Annotated in this window: 19 protein-coding genes; 13 read left to right on the top strand and 6 right to left on the bottom strand. The window is 60.1% G+C overall.

Annotated elements, in window-relative coordinates; all coding sequences use genetic code 11:
• The first annotated feature begins 196 nt into the window (after positions 1–196).
• The 5 genes from argE to BDE40_RS08315 all read left to right on the top strand — a co-directional run bounded on the left by argE (position 197) and on the right by BDE40_RS08315 (position 4283).
• Positions 197–1348, top strand: a complete 1152-nt coding sequence (argE, locus tag BDE40_RS08335; RefSeq protein ID WP_134014120.1) for an acetylornithine deacetylase — start codon at positions 197–199, stop codon at positions 1346–1348.
• 67 nt (positions 1349–1415) lie between these two features.
• A complete protein-coding gene (locus tag BDE40_RS08330; protein WP_134014118.1) occupies positions 1416–2054 on the top strand; it encodes a DUF998 domain-containing protein in 639 nt (212 codons plus the stop codon).
• Positions 2051–2557 carry a DUF421 domain-containing protein gene (locus BDE40_RS08325; protein WP_134014117.1) on the top strand — a complete coding sequence of 169 codons (507 nt, stop codon included), beginning with the start codon at positions 2051–2053 and terminating at the stop codon, positions 2555–2557. The genes BDE40_RS08330 and BDE40_RS08325 overlap by 4 nt, the downstream gene beginning before the upstream one ends.
• Before the next feature lie 70 nt (positions 2558–2627).
• Positions 2628–3791, top strand: coding sequence for a M20 aminoacylase family protein (locus BDE40_RS08320; protein ID WP_134014115.1), 1164 nt, complete (start codon positions 2628–2630; stop codon positions 3789–3791).
• A gap of 60 nt (positions 3792–3851) precedes the next feature.
• The gene (locus tag BDE40_RS08315; protein WP_134014113.1) at positions 3852–4283 is read left to right on the top strand and encodes a hypothetical protein; all 432 of its coding nucleotides are present in this window, start codon (positions 3852–3854) and stop codon (positions 4281–4283) included.
• A gap of 35 nt (positions 4284–4318) precedes the next feature.
• Here the strand turns inward: BDE40_RS08315 and BDE40_RS08310 are convergent, their stop codons facing one another.
• The 3 genes from BDE40_RS08310 to moaA all read right to left on the bottom strand — a co-directional run bounded on the left by BDE40_RS08310 (position 4319) and on the right by moaA (position 6974).
• Entirely contained in the window at positions 4319–4546 is a 228-nt protein-coding gene (locus BDE40_RS08310; protein ID WP_134014111.1) for a uroporphyrinogen decarboxylase, read from the bottom strand.
• Between the two features lie 149 nt (positions 4547–4695).
• Positions 4696–5457: a sulfite exporter TauE/SafE family protein gene (locus BDE40_RS08305; protein ID WP_134014109.1), complete on the bottom strand. Its 762-nt coding sequence runs from the start codon at positions 5455–5457 to the stop codon at positions 4696–4698.
• Positions 5458–5969: 512 nt separating this feature from the next.
• A complete protein-coding gene (gene moaA, locus BDE40_RS08300) occupies positions 5970–6974 on the bottom strand; it encodes a GTP 3',8-cyclase MoaA (protein WP_134014107.1) in 1005 nt (334 codons plus the stop codon).
• A gap of 85 nt (positions 6975–7059) precedes the next feature.
• Between moaA and BDE40_RS08295 the strand changes: the two genes are divergently transcribed.
• Complete coding sequence (locus BDE40_RS08295) at positions 7060–7566, top strand: hypothetical protein (protein ID WP_134014106.1); 507 nt, start codon at positions 7060–7062, stop codon at positions 7564–7566.
• Here BDE40_RS08295 and BDE40_RS08290 read toward each other — a convergent pair.
• The 3 genes from BDE40_RS08290 to glmU are packed head-to-tail and all read right to left on the bottom strand — an operon-like array spanning position 7563 to position 11425.
• Complete coding sequence (locus BDE40_RS08290; protein ID WP_134014104.1) at positions 7563–8249, bottom strand: DNA alkylation repair protein; 687 nt, start codon at positions 8247–8249, stop codon at positions 7563–7565. The genes BDE40_RS08295 and BDE40_RS08290 overlap by 4 nt on opposite strands.
• Positions 8246–10069 (bottom strand): glutamine--fructose-6-phosphate transaminase (isomerizing), encoded by a 1824-nt coding sequence (gene glmS / locus BDE40_RS08285; RefSeq protein WP_134014102.1) that lies wholly within the window; start codon positions 10067–10069, stop codon positions 8246–8248. The genes BDE40_RS08290 and glmS overlap by 4 nt, the downstream gene beginning before the upstream one ends.
• Positions 10070–11425, bottom strand: a complete 1356-nt coding sequence (gene glmU, locus BDE40_RS08280) for a bifunctional UDP-N-acetylglucosamine diphosphorylase/glucosamine-1-phosphate N-acetyltransferase GlmU (protein ID WP_281275431.1) — start codon at positions 11423–11425, stop codon at positions 10070–10072. It lies immediately after the preceding gene.
• A 123-nt stretch (positions 11426–11548) separates the two neighbouring features.
• On the opposite strand from glmU, the gene BDE40_RS08275 reads away from it, so the two are divergent.
• The 7 genes from BDE40_RS08275 to BDE40_RS18200 all read left to right on the top strand — a co-directional run bounded on the left by BDE40_RS08275 (position 11549) and on the right by BDE40_RS18200 (position 17474).
• Positions 11549–12214: an HAD-IA family hydrolase gene (locus tag BDE40_RS08275; protein ID WP_134014099.1), complete on the top strand. Its 666-nt coding sequence runs from the start codon at positions 11549–11551 to the stop codon at positions 12212–12214.
• 55 nt (positions 12215–12269) lie between these two features.
• Positions 12270–13481, top strand: a complete 1212-nt coding sequence (locus BDE40_RS08270; protein ID WP_134014097.1) for a DegT/DnrJ/EryC1/StrS family aminotransferase — start codon at positions 12270–12272, stop codon at positions 13479–13481.
• 108 nt (positions 13482–13589) lie between these two features.
• Positions 13590–14006, top strand: a complete 417-nt coding sequence (locus tag BDE40_RS08265; protein ID WP_134014095.1) for a hypothetical protein — start codon at positions 13590–13592, stop codon at positions 14004–14006.
• Between the two features lie 332 nt (positions 14007–14338).
• Positions 14339–15502: an acyl-CoA dehydrogenase family protein gene (locus BDE40_RS08260; RefSeq protein ID WP_134014093.1), complete on the top strand. Its 1164-nt coding sequence runs from the start codon at positions 14339–14341 to the stop codon at positions 15500–15502.
• A gap of 670 nt (positions 15503–16172) precedes the next feature.
• Positions 16173–16520 carry a hypothetical protein gene (locus BDE40_RS08255; protein ID WP_134014091.1) on the top strand — a complete coding sequence of 116 codons (348 nt, stop codon included), beginning with the start codon at positions 16173–16175 and terminating at the stop codon, positions 16518–16520.
• A gap of 10 nt (positions 16521–16530) precedes the next feature.
• Positions 16531–17007: a hypothetical protein gene (locus tag BDE40_RS18205; RefSeq protein ID WP_162848059.1), complete on the top strand. Its 477-nt coding sequence runs from the start codon at positions 16531–16533 to the stop codon at positions 17005–17007.
• Between the two features lie 20 nt (positions 17008–17027).
• Positions 17028–17474, top strand: a complete 447-nt coding sequence (locus BDE40_RS18200; protein WP_162848058.1) for a lysozyme inhibitor LprI family protein — start codon at positions 17028–17030, stop codon at positions 17472–17474.

Raw genomic sequence — 17474 nt, 5'->3', positions numbered from 1 at the left:
TGTGAAGCGGCACCGGTAGGCTCCAATGCTCAACTCAAGGGTTGAGGTTAACACCAGAATTTCGTCTGGCAACGGTTTTTCTGGGACGCGCGCGCCTCCGCCGTCGATGTCGAAATCTTGAGCGCGGGCCTTGACGCTTTGCCGCGTGAGGATCAACCTCCCTCCGGTAAACCCTCGCTCAGCAAAGGACGCCCTCATGGACGCACGCGCCATTCTAGACAAACTGGTGTCATTTCAAACCGTCAGCAATATCAGCAATCTGGATCTGATCGACTGGGTGGAGGATTATCTGAAGGGTCACGGTGTCTCGGCCACCCGCGTCTATAATGACGAGGGGAACAAAGCGTCGCTCTACGCCAATGTCGGCCCCGACGTAGAGGGTGGCGTTGTGCTGTCAGGCCATACTGATGTGGTCCCCGTCGAAGGGCAGGCATGGGACACCGACCCATTCACCGTGGTCCAAAAAGACGGCAAGCTCTACGGGCGCGGGACCTGCGATATGAAGGGGTTTGATGCGCTGGCCTTGGCCGCCGTCCCGTTGGCCCTGAAGCGCGGGGTCAAGCGACCTTTGCAAATCGCGCTCAGCTATGACGAGGAGGTGGGCTGTCTTGGGGCGCCGCCGATGATCGCAGAGATGCGCAAGCATTTGCCTGCCGCGGGTGCCGTGGTAGTGGGGGAGCCGTCGATGATGAAGGCCGTCTCCGGCCACAAGGGCGGTTATGGTTGGTGGATTCATGTGCACGGATTCGAGGTCCATTCCTCCCTGCTGCATACGGGTGTCAACGCCATCATGTATGGTGTGAAGCTGATCGAATGGGCCAATCAGATCAACGACGCCAATATCGCGGCCACCCCGTCCGCGCTTGCCGCACAGTTTGATCCGCCGTTTACCACCCTGCACACCGGTAAAATCTGGGGCGGGACCGCGCATAACATCACCGCCAAGGATTGCGAGTTTGGCATCGACTTTCGCTTGGTCCCCGGTGACGACATTAACACCTATCGTGACGCGCTGTTCGCCCGCGTGGCCGAGGTCGAAGCCTTGATGCAAGCGGTGGTTCCCGAAACCCGAATCGAGATCACCCAACGGTTTCATGTGCCGCCGCTGCAGCCCGAACAGGACGGCGAAGCCGAACGACTGGTGCGCCAGCTTACAGGTGACAACGCCTCCCACGTGGTCAGCTACGGCACCGAGGCGGGTCAGTTTCAGGAAAAAGACTACTCTGCCATCATCTGCGGCCCCGGCGATATTGCCCAAGCCCACCAGCCCAACGAGTTTCTTGAAGTCTCGCAGTTTGAGGCGGGGAAGGTGTTCATGGCAAAATTGGTAGATCATCTGGCAAGCTGAACGCATCTTTGCAACCAAACCGCCCGCAACGACGTTGACCTAACAACCGAAAATGCGAGGTGGTGTGATGGACAAGCAGAAATACGGCACCGAGCGCCCCCATCTCCTCTTCTGCCTTGGCGTTTTGGGCCTGCTGGGTTGCGTCTCGCTAATCTCCGCAACCCTTATCGGTCCTTATTTCGTTCCAAATCATAACTGGGTTGCTGATACCATCTCTGACTTGGCGGCGGGTGAGGGCGAGATCATTATGGATGTCGGCCTGTACGGATTTGCCATTGGACTGATGGCGACGGCGCTTGCGGCGTCCCATGCTCACTTGGGCAATGTCGGCTGGTCCGTCGGCATCCTGAGCCTCGCCGCCCTTGCCGCGTCGGTCATCATCGTCGGTGCGCGCAACGAATACGGTGATGGCGACAGCGATGGCGTGGTGATCCATATCTATCTTGTTTACGGGTTGGGTATCTTTTTCCTACTTGCCCCGCTGGGTATGGCGTCAGGGGCAGGGTGCCACGCCTCATGGGCGAAGGTTGCGTGCTTCGTTCTTGCGGGGCTTTGGGCGGTGGCGGCGCCGGTGTTCTTCTTTTTGCCAACGGGAATAGACGGACTTTATGAACGCGCATTGGGCGGTATCGCTTGCGCCTTTGTCATACTCTTGTCGGTCATATTCATTCAAAGAGCCCGACAGGCGCGGGGAGAGAAGTCATGAGCATGACGCTGGAACTGTTGATGCGCGCGGCAATATCTATCGTAGTGATCGTCGCACTGGTTCGGATCAATGGCTTGCGGTCATTCTCGAAGATGGCAGGTTTCGACTTTGCGTTGACGGTGGCGATAGGGTCGATCCTCGCCTTTATCATGACCAGCACCTCGACGCCCGTTTGGATCGGTCCTGTGGCGCTGGTGTTCCTGTTCGCGCTGCGCCACGCGCTTGCGCGTCTGCGAGAGCGCTTCGACTGGGGCGACGCGCTCGATAACCCGCCGGTGTTCCTGATGTATGACGGGGAAATACTGGAGGCCAATCTTGAACGAACCCGTGTCACCCGCGCGGAGCTGATCGGCAAGTTACGGGAAGCCAACGCACTGGATTTGTCGAAGGTGCGTGCGGTGATACTGGAGACCACAGGCGATGTATCCGTTCTGCACGGTGATGCCGTTGATGACCTGCTGCTCGAAGACGTTTCTTGGGGCAACGTGCCTGCCCGCAACTAGGCGAACGTGACTTGCAGGGGCGGAACAAGGCAGGCAGTCTGGCAAGTGAGTCCAATCAGGAGACACTCCCATGCCCGTCAAAAACCGTTTCGCCGAACTTCTGCCAGAGATCACCGAATGGCGTCGTGACATTCACGAGAATCCTGAAATCCTGTTTGAAACCCACCGGACCTCCGCCCTTGTGGCCGAGAAGCTCCGCGCGTTTGGCTGTGACGAGGTCGTCGAGGGCATCGGGCGAACGGGTGTCGTCGGAGTGATAAAAGGCAAGTCGAACAGCTCCGGCAAAACCATCGGTCTGCGTGCCGACATGGATGCGCTGCCGATCCTCGAAGCGACAGGGTTGGACTATGCCTCCAAGACCCCCGGCGCGATGCATGCATGCGGGCATGACGGCCACACGGCGATGCTGCTGGGCGCTGCGAAATACCTGTCCGAGACGCGCAATTTTGATGGCACGGTCGTGGTGATCTTCCAACCCGCCGAAGAAGGCGGCGGCGGTGGTCGCGAGATGTGCGAAGACGGGATGATGGACCGCTGGTCCATCGACGAGGTTTACGGCATGCACAACTGGCCCGGCAGGCCTGTCGGCAGCTTCGCGATCCGTCCCGGCGCATTCTTTGCTGCGACCGACCAGTTCGAGATTACCGTGAAGGGTAAGGGGGGGCACGCAGCCAAGCCTCAAGAGACAATCGACACGACTGTCATGGCCTCCCACATGGTGTTGGCGCTGCAAACAATCGTGTCGCGTAATGCAGATCCCGTGCACAACATGGTCGTTTCTGTCACCAGCTTCGAGACCGAGAGCAAAGCGTTCAATGTGATCCCCGAAACGGTCACCCTGAAAGGTACTGTCCGCACCATGTCCAAAGAGATGCGCGACATGGCCGAAATGCGTCTGCCGGAAATCGCGCAAGGTGTCGCGACGACCTTTGGCGGCTCGGCAGATGTAAACTACATCAAAGGCTATCCCGTCATGGTGAACCATGAGGAGCAGACCGAATTCGCGGCCTCGGTCGCGGCCAAAGTCTCGGGTGATTGCGCGGAGGCGCCTTTGATCATGGGCGGCGAGGATTTCGCTTTCATGCTGGAAGAACGCCCCGGTGCCTATATCCTTGTGGGTAATGGTGACACGGCCAGCGTTCACCACCCCGAATACAACTTCAACGACGAGGCTATTCCGGCTGGATGCAGTTGGTGGGCAGAAATTGTGGAGCAACGCCTGACCGCCGATTGACGCCGAGGGTGAGAGCTTTAATTGATTGTTCTAACCCTAAGTTTTCCAAAGGATAAATTCATGTTTTCCACTAAGTTCTGCGCGGTCGCGTTTGCCGTAGGCCTGTTTGCTTTGCCGGCCTCGGCTCAAGCTGTGTTCACCATGCCGCAGGACAAGGATTTTCAGCCCGCCAATATGCGTTGGAGTGGAGCTACGGCCAAAGGCTATGACGCGTTCATGGCGCTTAAAAATATTGATGGAAAACTGGCGCTGTGTGGTGTCGGCGTTGTGACAAATATCCAGCTGAATTCAGCAATCATGCGCGGCTTGCGCGGTGGCACGGTGAAGTTGAACGGGAAGACGGTTCTTAAGGATTTCAGTTTCTTCGCGAAGGCCGAGAATGTCGGGGCCTTGCGCAAAACGAAGGCGAATTGCAAGTCAACAGGCGCGGTCATTCCGCGCAAGATTGATGATTTGAAGGTCAATTATGGCAAGGCGACCTTCCGCAATTAACCGTCCGGCTCAGAGCAGTTAATCCCTGCCTTTCCTTACGGATGCACGATCATGACGGGCCGCCGCCATGCGCGGAAGGCCTGATAGCCGTTGATGCCGCCAAGCAGCAGATTGAACAACAGGATCGGCATAAGCTCCAACGCGAACCCGTAGGCTATGAATAGCAGGTTGGACCCGAACAACGCCGCGCGCAGCCAGCGAATGTCATTGGTCGATGCCGACAAAAGCACGAAGCCGTATGCAAGAAACCCAAGGCTGTCCATCAGACAGAACTCCATAAAAACAAAATCAATGGCACGGAAATATTGATGTGCCTTAATCTTTGCCTAGAGAGGATTTTTCGTGCTGCAAATAGGGGGGAGGCGTAATTCACGCCGCCCACACGGTTTACTCACGCTGGCGGAACGCTGAGCTATCCGGCGATGAAAACACGGTAGAAAAAGACCGCGCTCATCACAAACCCAACGGTCGCGACGATCGCGCGAACGACTGGCATTGGCAGCGCCTTGGAAATCGGCGCGCCCGCGTAGCCCCCCGCGGTGGAGGCGACCATCATCATCAGGCCCGCTTGCCATTCGATAATCCCTGCACCCGCGAAGATTGCGACCGATATCATGGATAGAATAAAGCTCATCGCGGTTTTCAGCCCGTTCATCTGGTGGATATTCGTCATCCCCCACAGCGAGAACAGCGCCAACAGAATGATCCCGAGCCCGCCATTGAAATAGCCGCCATAGGTCGACACTGCGAACATGCCGACAAAGCCGAACGGCGTGACCGATTGCGACCGCCTGGCCGCCCAAGCACGGATGCGCGCGCCGAACAGGAATACCAGCGTGGCCAGCAACAGCAAGAACGGCACAAGCGCCGAGAACGCGCGGTCCGACGAGATAAGCAGCAGGAATGATCCAACCGCGCCACCAAGCAGCCCGATCCCGATCAGGCGGATCAACTGCTTGCGGTCGAACTCCATGACCTCTTTGCGAAACCCGAGCGCGCCACCCAGATAGCCGGGCAACACGGCCACGGTCGAGGTCGCATTGGCGACCACAGGCGGGATGCCGACGAAGACAAGGGCGGGGAAGGTCAGGAACGTGCCGCCACCCGCAATTGTGTTCAGAACGCCCGCGCCAAAGGCGGCAGAGAGGAGCAGCAGAATTTCGAAAAGGGTCATGTCAGTCCGGTGGCTTTTGATGTGTGCCATATCCAGTGCCACAAGACGACGGCGCTGACCAGCGGGCTTAGGGTTTTCGTATTATGCGGAGGAAGGGCAGCAGGCCGAGCAACGTGGCCAACGGGGTGAGCCACGGGGACCACATCAGTTCCACAAAGGGCTCGTGCCAAAGCCAAGTTGCGCCGAAATGCTCTCTATATCCGGAGGCTGTCGCTGAATAGCCCCACATGCATAGGATGAGCCAAATCACACCAAGCACTGGTAGCCGGGGCCGCGACTGCCTTAGGACGAGACAGGCTAGGGCCAAAGGAACTGCTGCTACCCACGACATAACAAGGGCGACAACGACAATTTCCGCGAGACCCGAGGGGTATTGAAAGAACAATACTTCGCGTTTTCGTGTCAGAAAGCCGTACTGGAATCCGAAAGTTACGATCTCATGTAGCAGCCAGGCCGCAGACAGGCTCAACCAACCTGCAATCCACGGCTTTGCGAACCGCGCCAGCCAAATCCTAGCCACCCGTATGGCTCATATGCCTCGACATCTGGCCACCCAGTTCTTGGCGGGAATAGTCGAAATCGTGGCCCTTGGGCTTCAACCCGATGGCCGCGCGAATGGCGTCTTCCAGCGGCGCGTCGCTCTCCGAAGACCGCAATGGTCCGCGCAGGTCGGATTTACCCTCTTGACCCAAGCAGGTGTATATTTCGCCGGTGCAGGTGATCCGCACGCGGTTGCAGCTTTCGCAGAAATTGTGGGACAGCGGCGTAATCAGGCCAATCCTCTGGCCTGTCTCCTCTAGACGCATATAACGGGCCGGGCCGCCCGTGCGATCTGACAGGTCGGTCAGGGTAAACTCTTCGGCCAAAGTCGCGCGCAAGTCGTTCAGCGACCAGAATTGCCCGATGCGGTTTTCATTGCCGATATCGCCCATGGGCATCACTTCGATGAAGGTCAGATCCATCCCCAGATCGGCGCACCATGCGGCCAGATCGAACAGCTCGTCCTCGTTGAAGCCCTTCAGCGCCACGGCGTTGATCTTGACCTTGAGGCCCGCTTTCAGCGCAGCTTCCACGCCGCGCAAAACTTGGGGCAGGCGGCCCCAGCGGGTGATTTCGGCGAATTTTTTTTCGTCCAGCGTATCAAGCGAGATATTCACCCGACGCACACCAGCCGCATACAGGTCAGCCGCGTATTTTTCCAGCTGGGAGCCATTGGTGGTCAATGTCAGCTCTTTCAGCGCACCGCTTTCCAGATGTCGCCCCATGCCTTCGAAAAAGCCCATGATTCCACGCCGCACCAAAGGCTCGCCGCCGGTAATGCGCAGCTTTTCAACGCCGAGACCGATAAATGCGGTGCACAGGCGGTCCAGCTCTTCCAGCGTCAGCAGCTCTTTCTTGGGCAAAAACTGCATGTTCTCGGACATGCAATAGACGCAGCGGAAGTCGCAGCGGTCCGTGACGGACAGGCGCAGATAGGTGATGGCACGCTGGAACGGGTCGACGAGAGGATTTTTCATGTGCTTAAGGTAATCCCCGGAGCGCCCGGCGACAACCCAACTTAGGTCGTTGATGAACGGTTTCGGAGCGGCTAACCTTTTTGGCATGAAACTCCAAATGCTCTCCGCAGCCCTTATTGTGACGCTTTCCGCATGCGGGGGGCATTTCTCAAATCCGTTTGAAGGGTTGGGCGCGCAGCCCGAACCTCCGATCGACGAGCCGTTAAGCGATATCGACGCAACCGATCCGCCAGCAGCAACCGAGCCATCGGTGGTCGAGGTCGGGGCAGGTGGCCAAAGCGCCGCGTCGCTGGACAAAACCACCGAAGCCGAGAAGCAAGCCGCCACTGCCGCACCTGCGGGCGGTTCCGTTCTTGGCACGACCATTGCCAGCCTGGGCGACCCGACAGAGCAGGGGTTCTGGCTTCGCACCCCGCTTGTCGACACGGAAACCCAAGGCTCCGTCGAAACGGCAGGTGGCGCGGTGGTTCAGGTGAAACTGATCCCGATCGACGGGCCCGCCTCCGCGGGTAGCCGCATTTCGCTGGCCGCAATGCGGGCGCTGGATTTGGGGCTTACCGATCTGGCGACGTTGACCGTTTCTAAAGGCTAGCTCTGACGTTTGATCATCTGGGCCGCTTCGCGACGCGCGGAGCGGGTCATTCGTTCGCCATGCTCCTCCAGAAACGCTTGCACCCGTGGCACATCGAACCGCGACAGGTCCCGCAGCCACCACGCAACGGCGCGCTGGATCAGCGGGTCATGGTCTTCGGCGTAAAGCGCGGCCCAGCCCAGAACGCGGTCGCGAACGGCCTCGTCTGCCAGTTTGGAGCGGTTCTGTTTGGTCCATGGCTGGGTGAAATCCAGCACCGCGCGGCGGGTCCAGACATGCTCGGAGGCTGTCCACGCGTCCATTTGGTCCAGCCTTGAGGTATCCCAAACCACGCGTTTGGCTCCGGCATTGGCAACTTGGTCGGCGATGGCGGCACAATCCACATCCGGCAACCAAGACACGAGCAAGTCCCATGCCGGCCCGTCCTCGGGGCGCAACCTTGCTTGCGTCAGAAGCTTCGCGGCGCAGATACGCGCTTCGTGAATGTCGCTGTCCCAAAGGGCTGCGGCAAGGGTCAGGCGGGCGGCAAGATCATCGCCGCGCCAGTCTTTCGCCAGCGCATCCAGCGTCGGGGTCGGAATGCCCAGATAGCGACGCTCAACCCCGTGATAGGCGGCAAGCTCGTCCGCCTTGCTCGCATCCGCGAGGCTTTCGAGATGGGCGAGCGCTGCGTCAGGGCTCATTCTACCGTCACCGACTTTGCGAGATTGCGAGGCTGGTCCACATCGGTGCCTTTTGCAACAGCAGTGTGGTAAGCCAGAAGTTGCGCCGGAACCGCATAGAGGATGGGCGCGAGGAAGGGGCTGATGCCGGGCATCACCACAGTCTCCCAAACGCCGTCGCTGGCTTCTTTCGCGCCCTCGGCATCGGTAATCAGTACGACCTTGCCGCCGCGCGCCATGACTTCCTGCATGTTGGATACGGTCTTGTCGAACAGCTCGTCCGTCGGGGCCATCACCACGACCGGCACGTTCTTGTCGATTAGCGCGATGGGGCCATGCTTCAACTCACCTGATGCATAACCTTCGGCGTGTATATAGCTGATCTCTTTCAGTTTTAATGCGCCTTCAAGGGCCAGTGGATACATCGGGCCACGTCCCAAAAACAGCACGTCTTGTGCCGATGCAATCTTCCGCGCCACGCGCTTGATGGATTTCTCCAGCGCAAGGGATTGGTTCAAAATTCCGGGGAGCAGGTTCAGATCCGCCATATGCGCCGCCAAGGTCGCGTCGTCCAGATGACCGCGTTGATGGCCTGCCTTCAACGCCAGCGCCGCCAGCGCCAGTAGCTGGCAGGTGAACGCCTTGGTGGAGGCCACCCCAACCTCGACACCTGCCATGATCGGCAAGGCCAAATCGCTTTCGCGGGCGATGGAGCTTTCGGGGACGTTCACCACCGACAGGATCATTGCGGCGCGATCCTTGGCGTAGCGCAGGGCGGCCAAGGTATCTGCCGTCTCGCCGGACTGGGACACAAACAGCGCGTAGGACTTGTCCGAGATCACCGGCTTGCGATAGCGGAATTCGGAGGCGATATCGACGTCGACGGGCAGGCCCGCAATCTGCTCGAACCAGTATTTTGCGACCTGACAGGCGAGGTTCGCCGTGCCACAGGCCACCATGGTGAGGCGGTCGCATTTGGTGAAATCCAGCGTGCCGTTGGGCAGCTCGATGCCTTTGCCGTCCGCTGTGCTATACGCTTTCAACGCATCCGCCAGCACGATGGGCTGCTCGGCGATTTCCTTGGCCATGAAGTGTTTGTGGCCCGCTTTCTCAATCCGTGCTTCGTCTAGCGCCAGCGTCTTCGCCGCGCGGTTCGCCAGCTGACCGTTCGCATCGTAGATTTCGAGGCTGGTGCGGGTAAGGACCGCGCGGTCACCTTCTTCCAGATAGGTCACGCGGTTGGTCATCGGGGCCAGCGCAATGGCGTCTGACCCGACATACATTTCGCCGTCACCATGGCCGATCGCGAGGGGGGAGCCCTTGCGCGCTGCGATCATCAGATCCTCTTCACCATGGAACAGGAAACACAGCGCAAACGCGCCATCCAGCATCGCGATGGTTTGTTCGGCGGCGTCGCGCGGGGCAAGCCCTTGCTCCAGAAAGCGCCGCGCCAGCAGCACCACTGTTTCCGTATCCGTCTCGGTCTCGCTGACATAGCCATCCGCTGCAAGTTCGGCGCGTAACTCTTTGAAATTTTCAATAATTCCGTTGTGCACAACAGCAACCGGACCAGATTGATGCGGGTGTGCGTTCATCACGGACGGTGCGCCATGGGTGGCCCAGCGCGTGTGTCCAATGCCGGACTTCCCGGCAAGCGGGTCATGGACCAGAAGGTCCGACAGGTTCACAAGTTTGCCCACAGCGCGGCGGCGGTCCAGCTCCCCGTTATTGACGGTCGCGATCCCTGCGCTGTCATAGCCGCGATATTCGAGACGCTTCAGCGCTTCGACTATGATCGGTGCAACTTCATGAGTTCCGAGAACTCCAACGATTCCACACATTTAAGCGTCCTTCTTCATCTTTTTGGCGCGCAACATCTGCATCAGTTTGCGCGCAAGTCCGGTCTTGTTGGTCTGCCGAACCCGCGACAGGGCAAGGTCGCCGTCAGGCACATCCTCGGTCACCACGGTGCCAGAGCCTGTCATGGCGTCCGCGCCCACGTCGACAGGGGCGATCAGTAAAGTATTCGAGCCGATAAAGGCCCCCGCGCCAATCGTCGTGCGATGCTTGAACACGCCGTCATAATTGCAGGTGATCGTGCCTGCGCCGATATTCGCGCCGGCCCCGACATGGGCGTCACCCACGTAGGACAGGTGGTTGACCTTCGCGCCTTCGGCCAACGTGGCGTTTTTGATCTCGACGAAGTTGCCGACTTTGGCACCTTCCTCCAGCTCCGCCCCGGGGCGCAGGCGGGCGAAGGGGCCAACGACGGCACCTTGTGACACATGGCAGCCCTCCAGATGGCAGAATGCCTTGATTTCCGCACCGGATTCGACGGTGACGTCAGAGCCAAACACCACATTCGGGCCAATCACCGCATCGCGGCCAAGCACCGTGTCATAGGCGAAATAGGTGGTTTCGGGCTGGGCGAGGGAGACGCCGTTCTCCAGCGCGTCCGCCCGCATCCGCGCCTGAAACGCGGTTTCGGCGGCGGCCAGCTCGGCGCGGGTGTTGATCCCCAAGGTTTCCGCCTCGTCACAGGTCACTGCGGCGGCGCTCATTCCGCCAGCACGGGCGAGGCCGACGATGTCGGTCAGGTAGTATTCGCCGCTGGCATTGTCGTTGCCAACGCGTGAAATTAGATCAAAGATAGTTCGTGCATCGCACATAATAACGCCGGAATTACAAAGCGTTACGGAAAGTTCTTCAGGTGACGCATCCTTGGCCTCAACGATCTTTTCCAGCGTGTCACCTTTGGTGATCAACCGGCCATACCGACCTGGGTCAGCGGCATCGAACCCCAGCACGACCACATCCGCTGTGTCGCGGGCTTCGGCCATCCGCTCCAGTGTGTCGCCGGAGACGAAGGGCGTATCGCCATACAAAACCACCACGTCGCCCTCGAAATCGCCCAAGACGTCTCGGGCTTGGTCCACTGCGTGGGCGGTGCCGTTTTGCTCGGTCTGGCGGGCGAAGGTGAGTTGGTCGTCATGCTTTGCCAGCACTTTTTCAACCTCATCCGCACCGTGGCCGGTAATGACCACGGTTTTCTCCGGCTCTAGCACAGACGCCGCGCGCAGGGCGTGGATCGCCAGCGGGGCTGCGCCGATCTGGTGCAGGACCTTGGGCAGGTCGGAATTCATGCGGCTGCCTTGTCCGGCAGCCAATAGGATTAGTGCGACTGGTTTACTGCTCACGTTTGGGGCCATTCCCGGTTGCCCGGCCTTTCCTTCTTGTTGCCCCCGTTCTATCCGTATCGTGCTGCGGCGCAAGGTGCGCCTGCGTCACAACAGGTTTCGCCACGTTACAAGGAAGCATCCATGCGCACGGTAATTTTTGACCTCGACGGCACCTTGGCCGATACCAGCGGCGATTTGCTTGCCGCCGCCAATGTCTGCTTTCGGGAGTTGGGCCATGGTGACGTGCTGACAACCGCGACGGATCGGGGCACCGCCGTGCGCGGCGCGCGGGCGATGTTGACCGAAGGGTTCGAGCGGTTGGGCCAGCCGTTTGTACAAAGCGACATCGACCAGCAATTTCCGATCCTGCTGGAGGCCTATGGCAAGGACATCGCCACCCACACCACGATCTATCCTGGTGCGCGGGAGGCCGTGTCGCGATTGCGGGACGCGGGTTACAAGGTCGGCATCTGCACCAACAAGCCCGAAGGTTTGGCAGAACAGCTTATGGCGGCGCTGGACTTCCGCGACGCCTTCCACAGCCTCGTTGGGGCGGACACGCTTACCGTGCGCAAGCCGGACCCGTTGCCATTTGTCGAAGCGGTCACGCGGGCAGGGGGCGATCCCGCCCGTGCCGTGTTGGTGGGCGACACCCAGACCGACCGCGACACCTCGGCCAATGCCGGCGCGCCGTCGATCCTTGTGACGTTCGGGCCCGGCAGTTTCGACGTGTCCTCCCTGAAGCCCGAGGCGCTGCTGGATCATTTCGACGACCTCGACGGGATCGTCGCGCGGCTCATCGCTTGACTGTCCATCTGCGCCCGACCAATGTCATGGCCGCAACATGCCGGAGGCATTGGTGATGTTCGAAGTTTTTGACGGCAGCTTTACCCAGCAAGAGCCCATCCCAGACGAAGGGATTGCCGCCGCCATGGCCGTTCTTCAGCACGGGCGGTTGCACCGCTATAACGTGACGCAGGGCGAGTTGGGCGAAACGGCGCTTCTAGAGCAGGAATTCGCCGCCTTCACGGGGGCGAAATATGCGCTGGCCGTGGCGTCCGGCGGCTATGCCATGGGATGCGCGTTGCGCGCGGTGGGGGTGAAGGCAGGCGACACCGTGTTGTCCAACGGCTTCACGCTGGCCCCTGTGCCCGGTGCGATTGCGTCTGTTGGCGCGGAGCCGCTCTTTGTGGAAACCGCCGACAACCTGACCATCGACCTTGATGATCTGGAGGCGCAGATCGAGGCGTCGGCGGCCAAGGTCCTGTTGTTGTCACATATGCGCGGGCATTTGTGCGATATGGATCGTCTCATGGCGATCTGCGATGCAGCAGGAGTCGTCGTGATCGAGGATTGCGCGCACACGATGGGGGCAAGCTGGCAAGGCACGCCCTCGGGGCGGCACGGCGTTGTCGGCTGTTATTCCTGCCAGACCTATAAACATGTGAATTCGGGCGAGGGCGGCTTTCTGGTCTCCGACGATCCGGAGGTCATGGCGCGGGCGGTCATCCTCTCCGGCTCCTACATGCTCTATGAACGCCACGCGGCGGCCCCACCCGCCGAGGTGTTCGAGCAGGTGAAATACGTCACCCCGAATATCTCGGGCCGTATGGACAATCTGCGCGCCGCGATCCTGCGTCCGCAGCTGGCGAAACTGCCAGCGCAGGTGCAGGCGTGGAATGACCGGTATGCCGCCTTGGAAAACGGCTTGCGCAATGCGCCGGGCCTCGCGGTTATCGAACGAGACCCGCGCGGGGTGTATGTCGGCTCATCCATCCAGTTCCGGCTGCCCGAGGCCTCGGGGCCGGAAATCGAGGAGTTTACCTCCCGATGCGCCGCCCGCGGCGTGGAGCTTAAGTGGTTCGGCGCGACCGAGCCCAAAGCCTTTACCTCGCGCTACGACAGCTGGCGTTACGCGCGGCCGCAGGCCTTGGCGCGGACGGACGAAATTCTGTCCGGCCTGCTGGACATGCGCTTGCCCTTGACCTTCTCCATCGCTGACTGCGAGGTGATTGCCCGCATCATTCAAAGCGAGGCCCGCGCCTTGCAGGGCCGAGCGGCCTTGGCGGGCTAGGGCAGACAAACCGGTCGCCGGATAGCCCGGCTCGTTTGCCGGTGCGGGCGGTGTGGCGGGCAGCGCGGTCGACACGCCTTGCACCCCAGCCGATTGACCAGCGGTCAGATGGGCCAAGCGGTAGACGCGGTTATGTTCCTCAACGATCCGCTTCAGATCACCGGGCGAATAGGTGTGTGCCTCCGACAGCCCCAAGGCCCGCGCGCAAAGCTTCGAGCAGAACCACCGGTCCTCGATATGGCGGCGCAGGTTGATGAACTGGCTCATCAGCAATCCCCAATAGTCGTAGCCCCGTCCCAGATGTTGGGCGGCGCGCTCGAACGTGTCATGCGGCGCCCATGGCACCTGCACAAACTCGTAGGCCCCTTCCCGAAAGTAGAGGTCGCGCACACAGACGCCGCCGTGTTTTCCCTGCGCCGTAACGCAGCGATGAGTCTCACCGGATTTGGGTGGGCGGTTACTGATCAAAAGTTCACAATGCGAGAACTCGGAGCGGGTGACCCACTTGACGAGCGTGTCGCTTAACGGCCGACCCTCTCCCCTGTAGAAGGCTAGATAGATCATTTTTATTCTCAGTGTTTGGGCTTCGACAATGTGTCGAAGGTGGGGCAGAATCATGGTTTAGCGCAAGGTAAATGCTGATTTGGCAAGGGGTTATGCCGTAAAGATGGTGTCGAAGGTAAGGGTTTCCTTACCCATTTTTGCCATAATTGGATTCTCTACCTTGCTTTTGAGGGGCTTACATAACTTGCTCGCGATTTACAGATGGTAAATTCTCGTCGGCGAATTGACGCTGTTGACCCGTGAGAGCGCTAGGGCTATTATTTGAACGTGCGTTCATTAATGGGAGGACCGCAATGTTTACCGCTTCAATGAATTTCGACTTGGGTGAAGACGTAAACGCCTTGCGCGAGATGGTTCATCGCTGGGCGCAGGAGCGCGTGAAGCCGCTGGCCGCCGAGGTGGACGCGTCGAACGATTTCCCAGCGCATCTGTGGACCGAGATGGGCGAACTTGGCCTTCTGGGCATCACCGTCCCCGAGGAAGACGGCGGCTCCGGCATGAGCTATCTTGCCCATGTGGTCGCGGTCGAGGAAATCGCCCGCGCCTCCGCTTCCGTGTCGCTGTCTTACGGCGCGCACTCGAACCTCTGCGTGAACCAGATCAAGCTAAATGGCACGCCAGAGCAAAAATCGAAATACCTTCCGGGCCTGATGTCCGGTGAACACGTCGGCGCATTGGCCATGTCCGAAGCAGGCGCAGGCTCCGACGTCGTGTCCATGTCCCTGAAAGCGGAAAAGCGCAACGACCACTACCGCCTCTCCGGCAACAAATACTGGATCACCAACGGTCCCGACGCCTCCACCTTGGTGGTCTACGCCAAGACCGACCCCGACGCTGGCCCCAAAGGCATCACCGCCTTCATCATCGAGAAGTCGATGAAAGGCTTTTCCACCTCCCCCCATTTCGACAAGCTTGGCATGCGCGGCTCCAACACCGCGGAGCTGATCTTCGACGACGTCGAAGTCCCGTTCGAGAACGTGTTGGGCGAGGAGGGACGCGGCGTGCGTGTCCTCATGTCCGGCCTCGATTATGAACGCGTGGTGCTGGCGGGCATCGGCACCGGCATCATGGCCGCCTGTCTGGACGAGGTCATGCCCTACATGGTCGAGCGCAAACAGTTCGGCCAGCCCATCGGCTCGTTCCAGCTGATGCAGGGCAAGATCGCGGATATGTACACGGCCATGAACTCCGCCCGCGCCTATGTCTACGAGGCAGGTCGCGCCTGTGACCGTGGCGATATCACGCGAGCCGACGCCGCCGCGTGCTGCCTCTATTCCTCCGAGCAGGCCATGGTCCAAGCCCACCAAGCCGTCCAAGCCATGGGTGGCGCAGGGTTCCTTGCGGATGCACCCGTGGCCCGCCTGTTCCGCGACGCCAAGCTGATGGAGATCGGCGCAGGCACGTCCGAAATCCGCCGCATGCTGGTCGGTCGGGAGCTGATGGGGGCGATGGGGTGAAAATACACCGCCCCCTAAAACGCTTGGGGCACATGAGGTCCAGCAAGCGCGACAATTTGTTGCTCATCAGCCCAAACCAAAGGGCCGGGTCTGTGCGATCTTATTTCGGCAACGGGCGTCCCAAGTTCGCCCATCAACCAACCCGCATAACGCGCGCGACGAATGCAGGCTTGCGCCGTGTCGCGGAACCAACAAATGCCACTTCGCTGTCAATGGCGACCGAACCGACGGGCAACAGCATCAGGCGCATCGAGGTGATCGTTGAACCAGTCTATCTCACGCCTCAACTCACATCGCTCCCAGCACTCAAGGAATCTTTCGTCAGCAAAAATCTTAAGGGCACCATAGAAAAAGCCAAGCTCCGCGCGGCATCCTGTGTCGCGCACAGGAATTACAAATCGAATATACATCTACACTTCCCGCGCAATGCACGGGCCTATCTGCTATTAATGGAAAAGGTGAGGAGCATCGCCCCGCAGGCGAGATTAGGCGCGTGCGGGTGGTTTTGGGATCGCGATGTGCGAAATGAAAAACATGTCGCCCTCGAAAATAGGTTGCGTAGACTCGTATCTCTTAGTCGGGTTGGAGGTGTGCTTCAATATTGGAAGAACACGCAAGCGGACTCGATGCGCGTCGTGTTGCATAATTGCGTTTGCAATGGTGTCGTCCAATGACCCTCCGCCCCCTCCACTACGCGGGCCTCGCCCTAATAACCCTCATCGGTATCCTTGCCGTTGCGCAATACCAACGCGCGACGCTTGAACTGACCGAGACCGAGATCATCGAAACCTACGCCGCCCGCTACCTCGACACCCACCCAAAAGCCAAACGCACCGACTGCCGCGCGCGGCCTGCGCCGGTCAAAACCACACGTATGGTTGTCATTTGCGGCCCGGAGCCGTTTGATGCGGCACGGCACTACGAATATCACGTCGGCCCCCTTGGTGGCTTGATCGCGCAAAACGGCCCCGCCGACTGGGCCACGAAATCCCCCGTCGCCCCGCGCGACGCGGCTTGAAGGATCGTCCATGAAGTATCTGCCCCTCATAGCCGCTCTGACCGCTAGTCCCGCCACGGCGCAAGACACCATCGCGCAGGACAAGGTCCTTGTGCTGGCCTGCTTGGAAACCATGGAGGCGGGCACCACTTGGCCCCAATGCGTGGAACTGATGTTCCAGCCCTGCGTCTCCCACGAGGTTGGCACCGACGCCCATGCCAGCTGCCTTGGCGGTGTGCGCGAGGAATGGTCCGGCACGGTGAAAACCTTGCAAGACGAGGTGATCGAGGCGGTGACCAGTGCCGGATCATCAGAGTTACTGGACCTGATGGGCCAATGGACCGGCTACGTTGTGCAAAAATGCCAGGATGTGGCCGTCTCCAAACCCGACGGCGCGGAAAGCGCACGGCTGGGCTGCGAGGTCAGCGAATTGGCGGGTCTGTCCGGCGAGTTCGCCGCCTGCCTCGAAGGCCGCTCCTCGGCGGGCTATTGCGAGATCAAGCAATGAGAGTTGCAGCGCTCCTCCTCATGCTCGCGCTCCCCGCGCAAGCGGCGGACCTGACGGTCGAGCCTGCCCGCATCCATGCCTGCCACGCGGCCACGCCAGAAGGCCAGCGCAGTCCTGACTGCCTCGGGGCCGCGGCGGACCAGTGTCAGTTGCTACCGGGTGGAACCACCTCGCAAGGTATCGCCACCTGCATCACGGCGGAAACCGCCATTTGGGACGATATCCTGAACGAAGAATACCAGGTCACCCGCGCCGACCTGAAAACCCGCGACGCTGACGAAGGCACCGATCTCGCGGGCGGCTTGCAAAACGTGCAACGCGCGTGGATCGCCTTTCGCGAAGCCGAATGTGACCTGACCTATGACCAGTGGGAGGGCGGCTCCGTGCGCGGCATCGCCTATGCCAATTGCCTGCTGGTCATGACCGCCGAACGCAGCATCGCCTTGCGCGACATGAGACCGAGGTAA

It is taken from the genome of Litoreibacter halocynthiae (assembly GCF_004365635.1).
GTDB classification, from domain to species: Bacteria; Pseudomonadota; Alphaproteobacteria; order Rhodobacterales; family Rhodobacteraceae; genus Litoreibacter; species Litoreibacter halocynthiae.
Note: the sequence above shows the minus strand (reverse complement) of the source record. Positions and strands in the feature narration are given on the sequence as shown.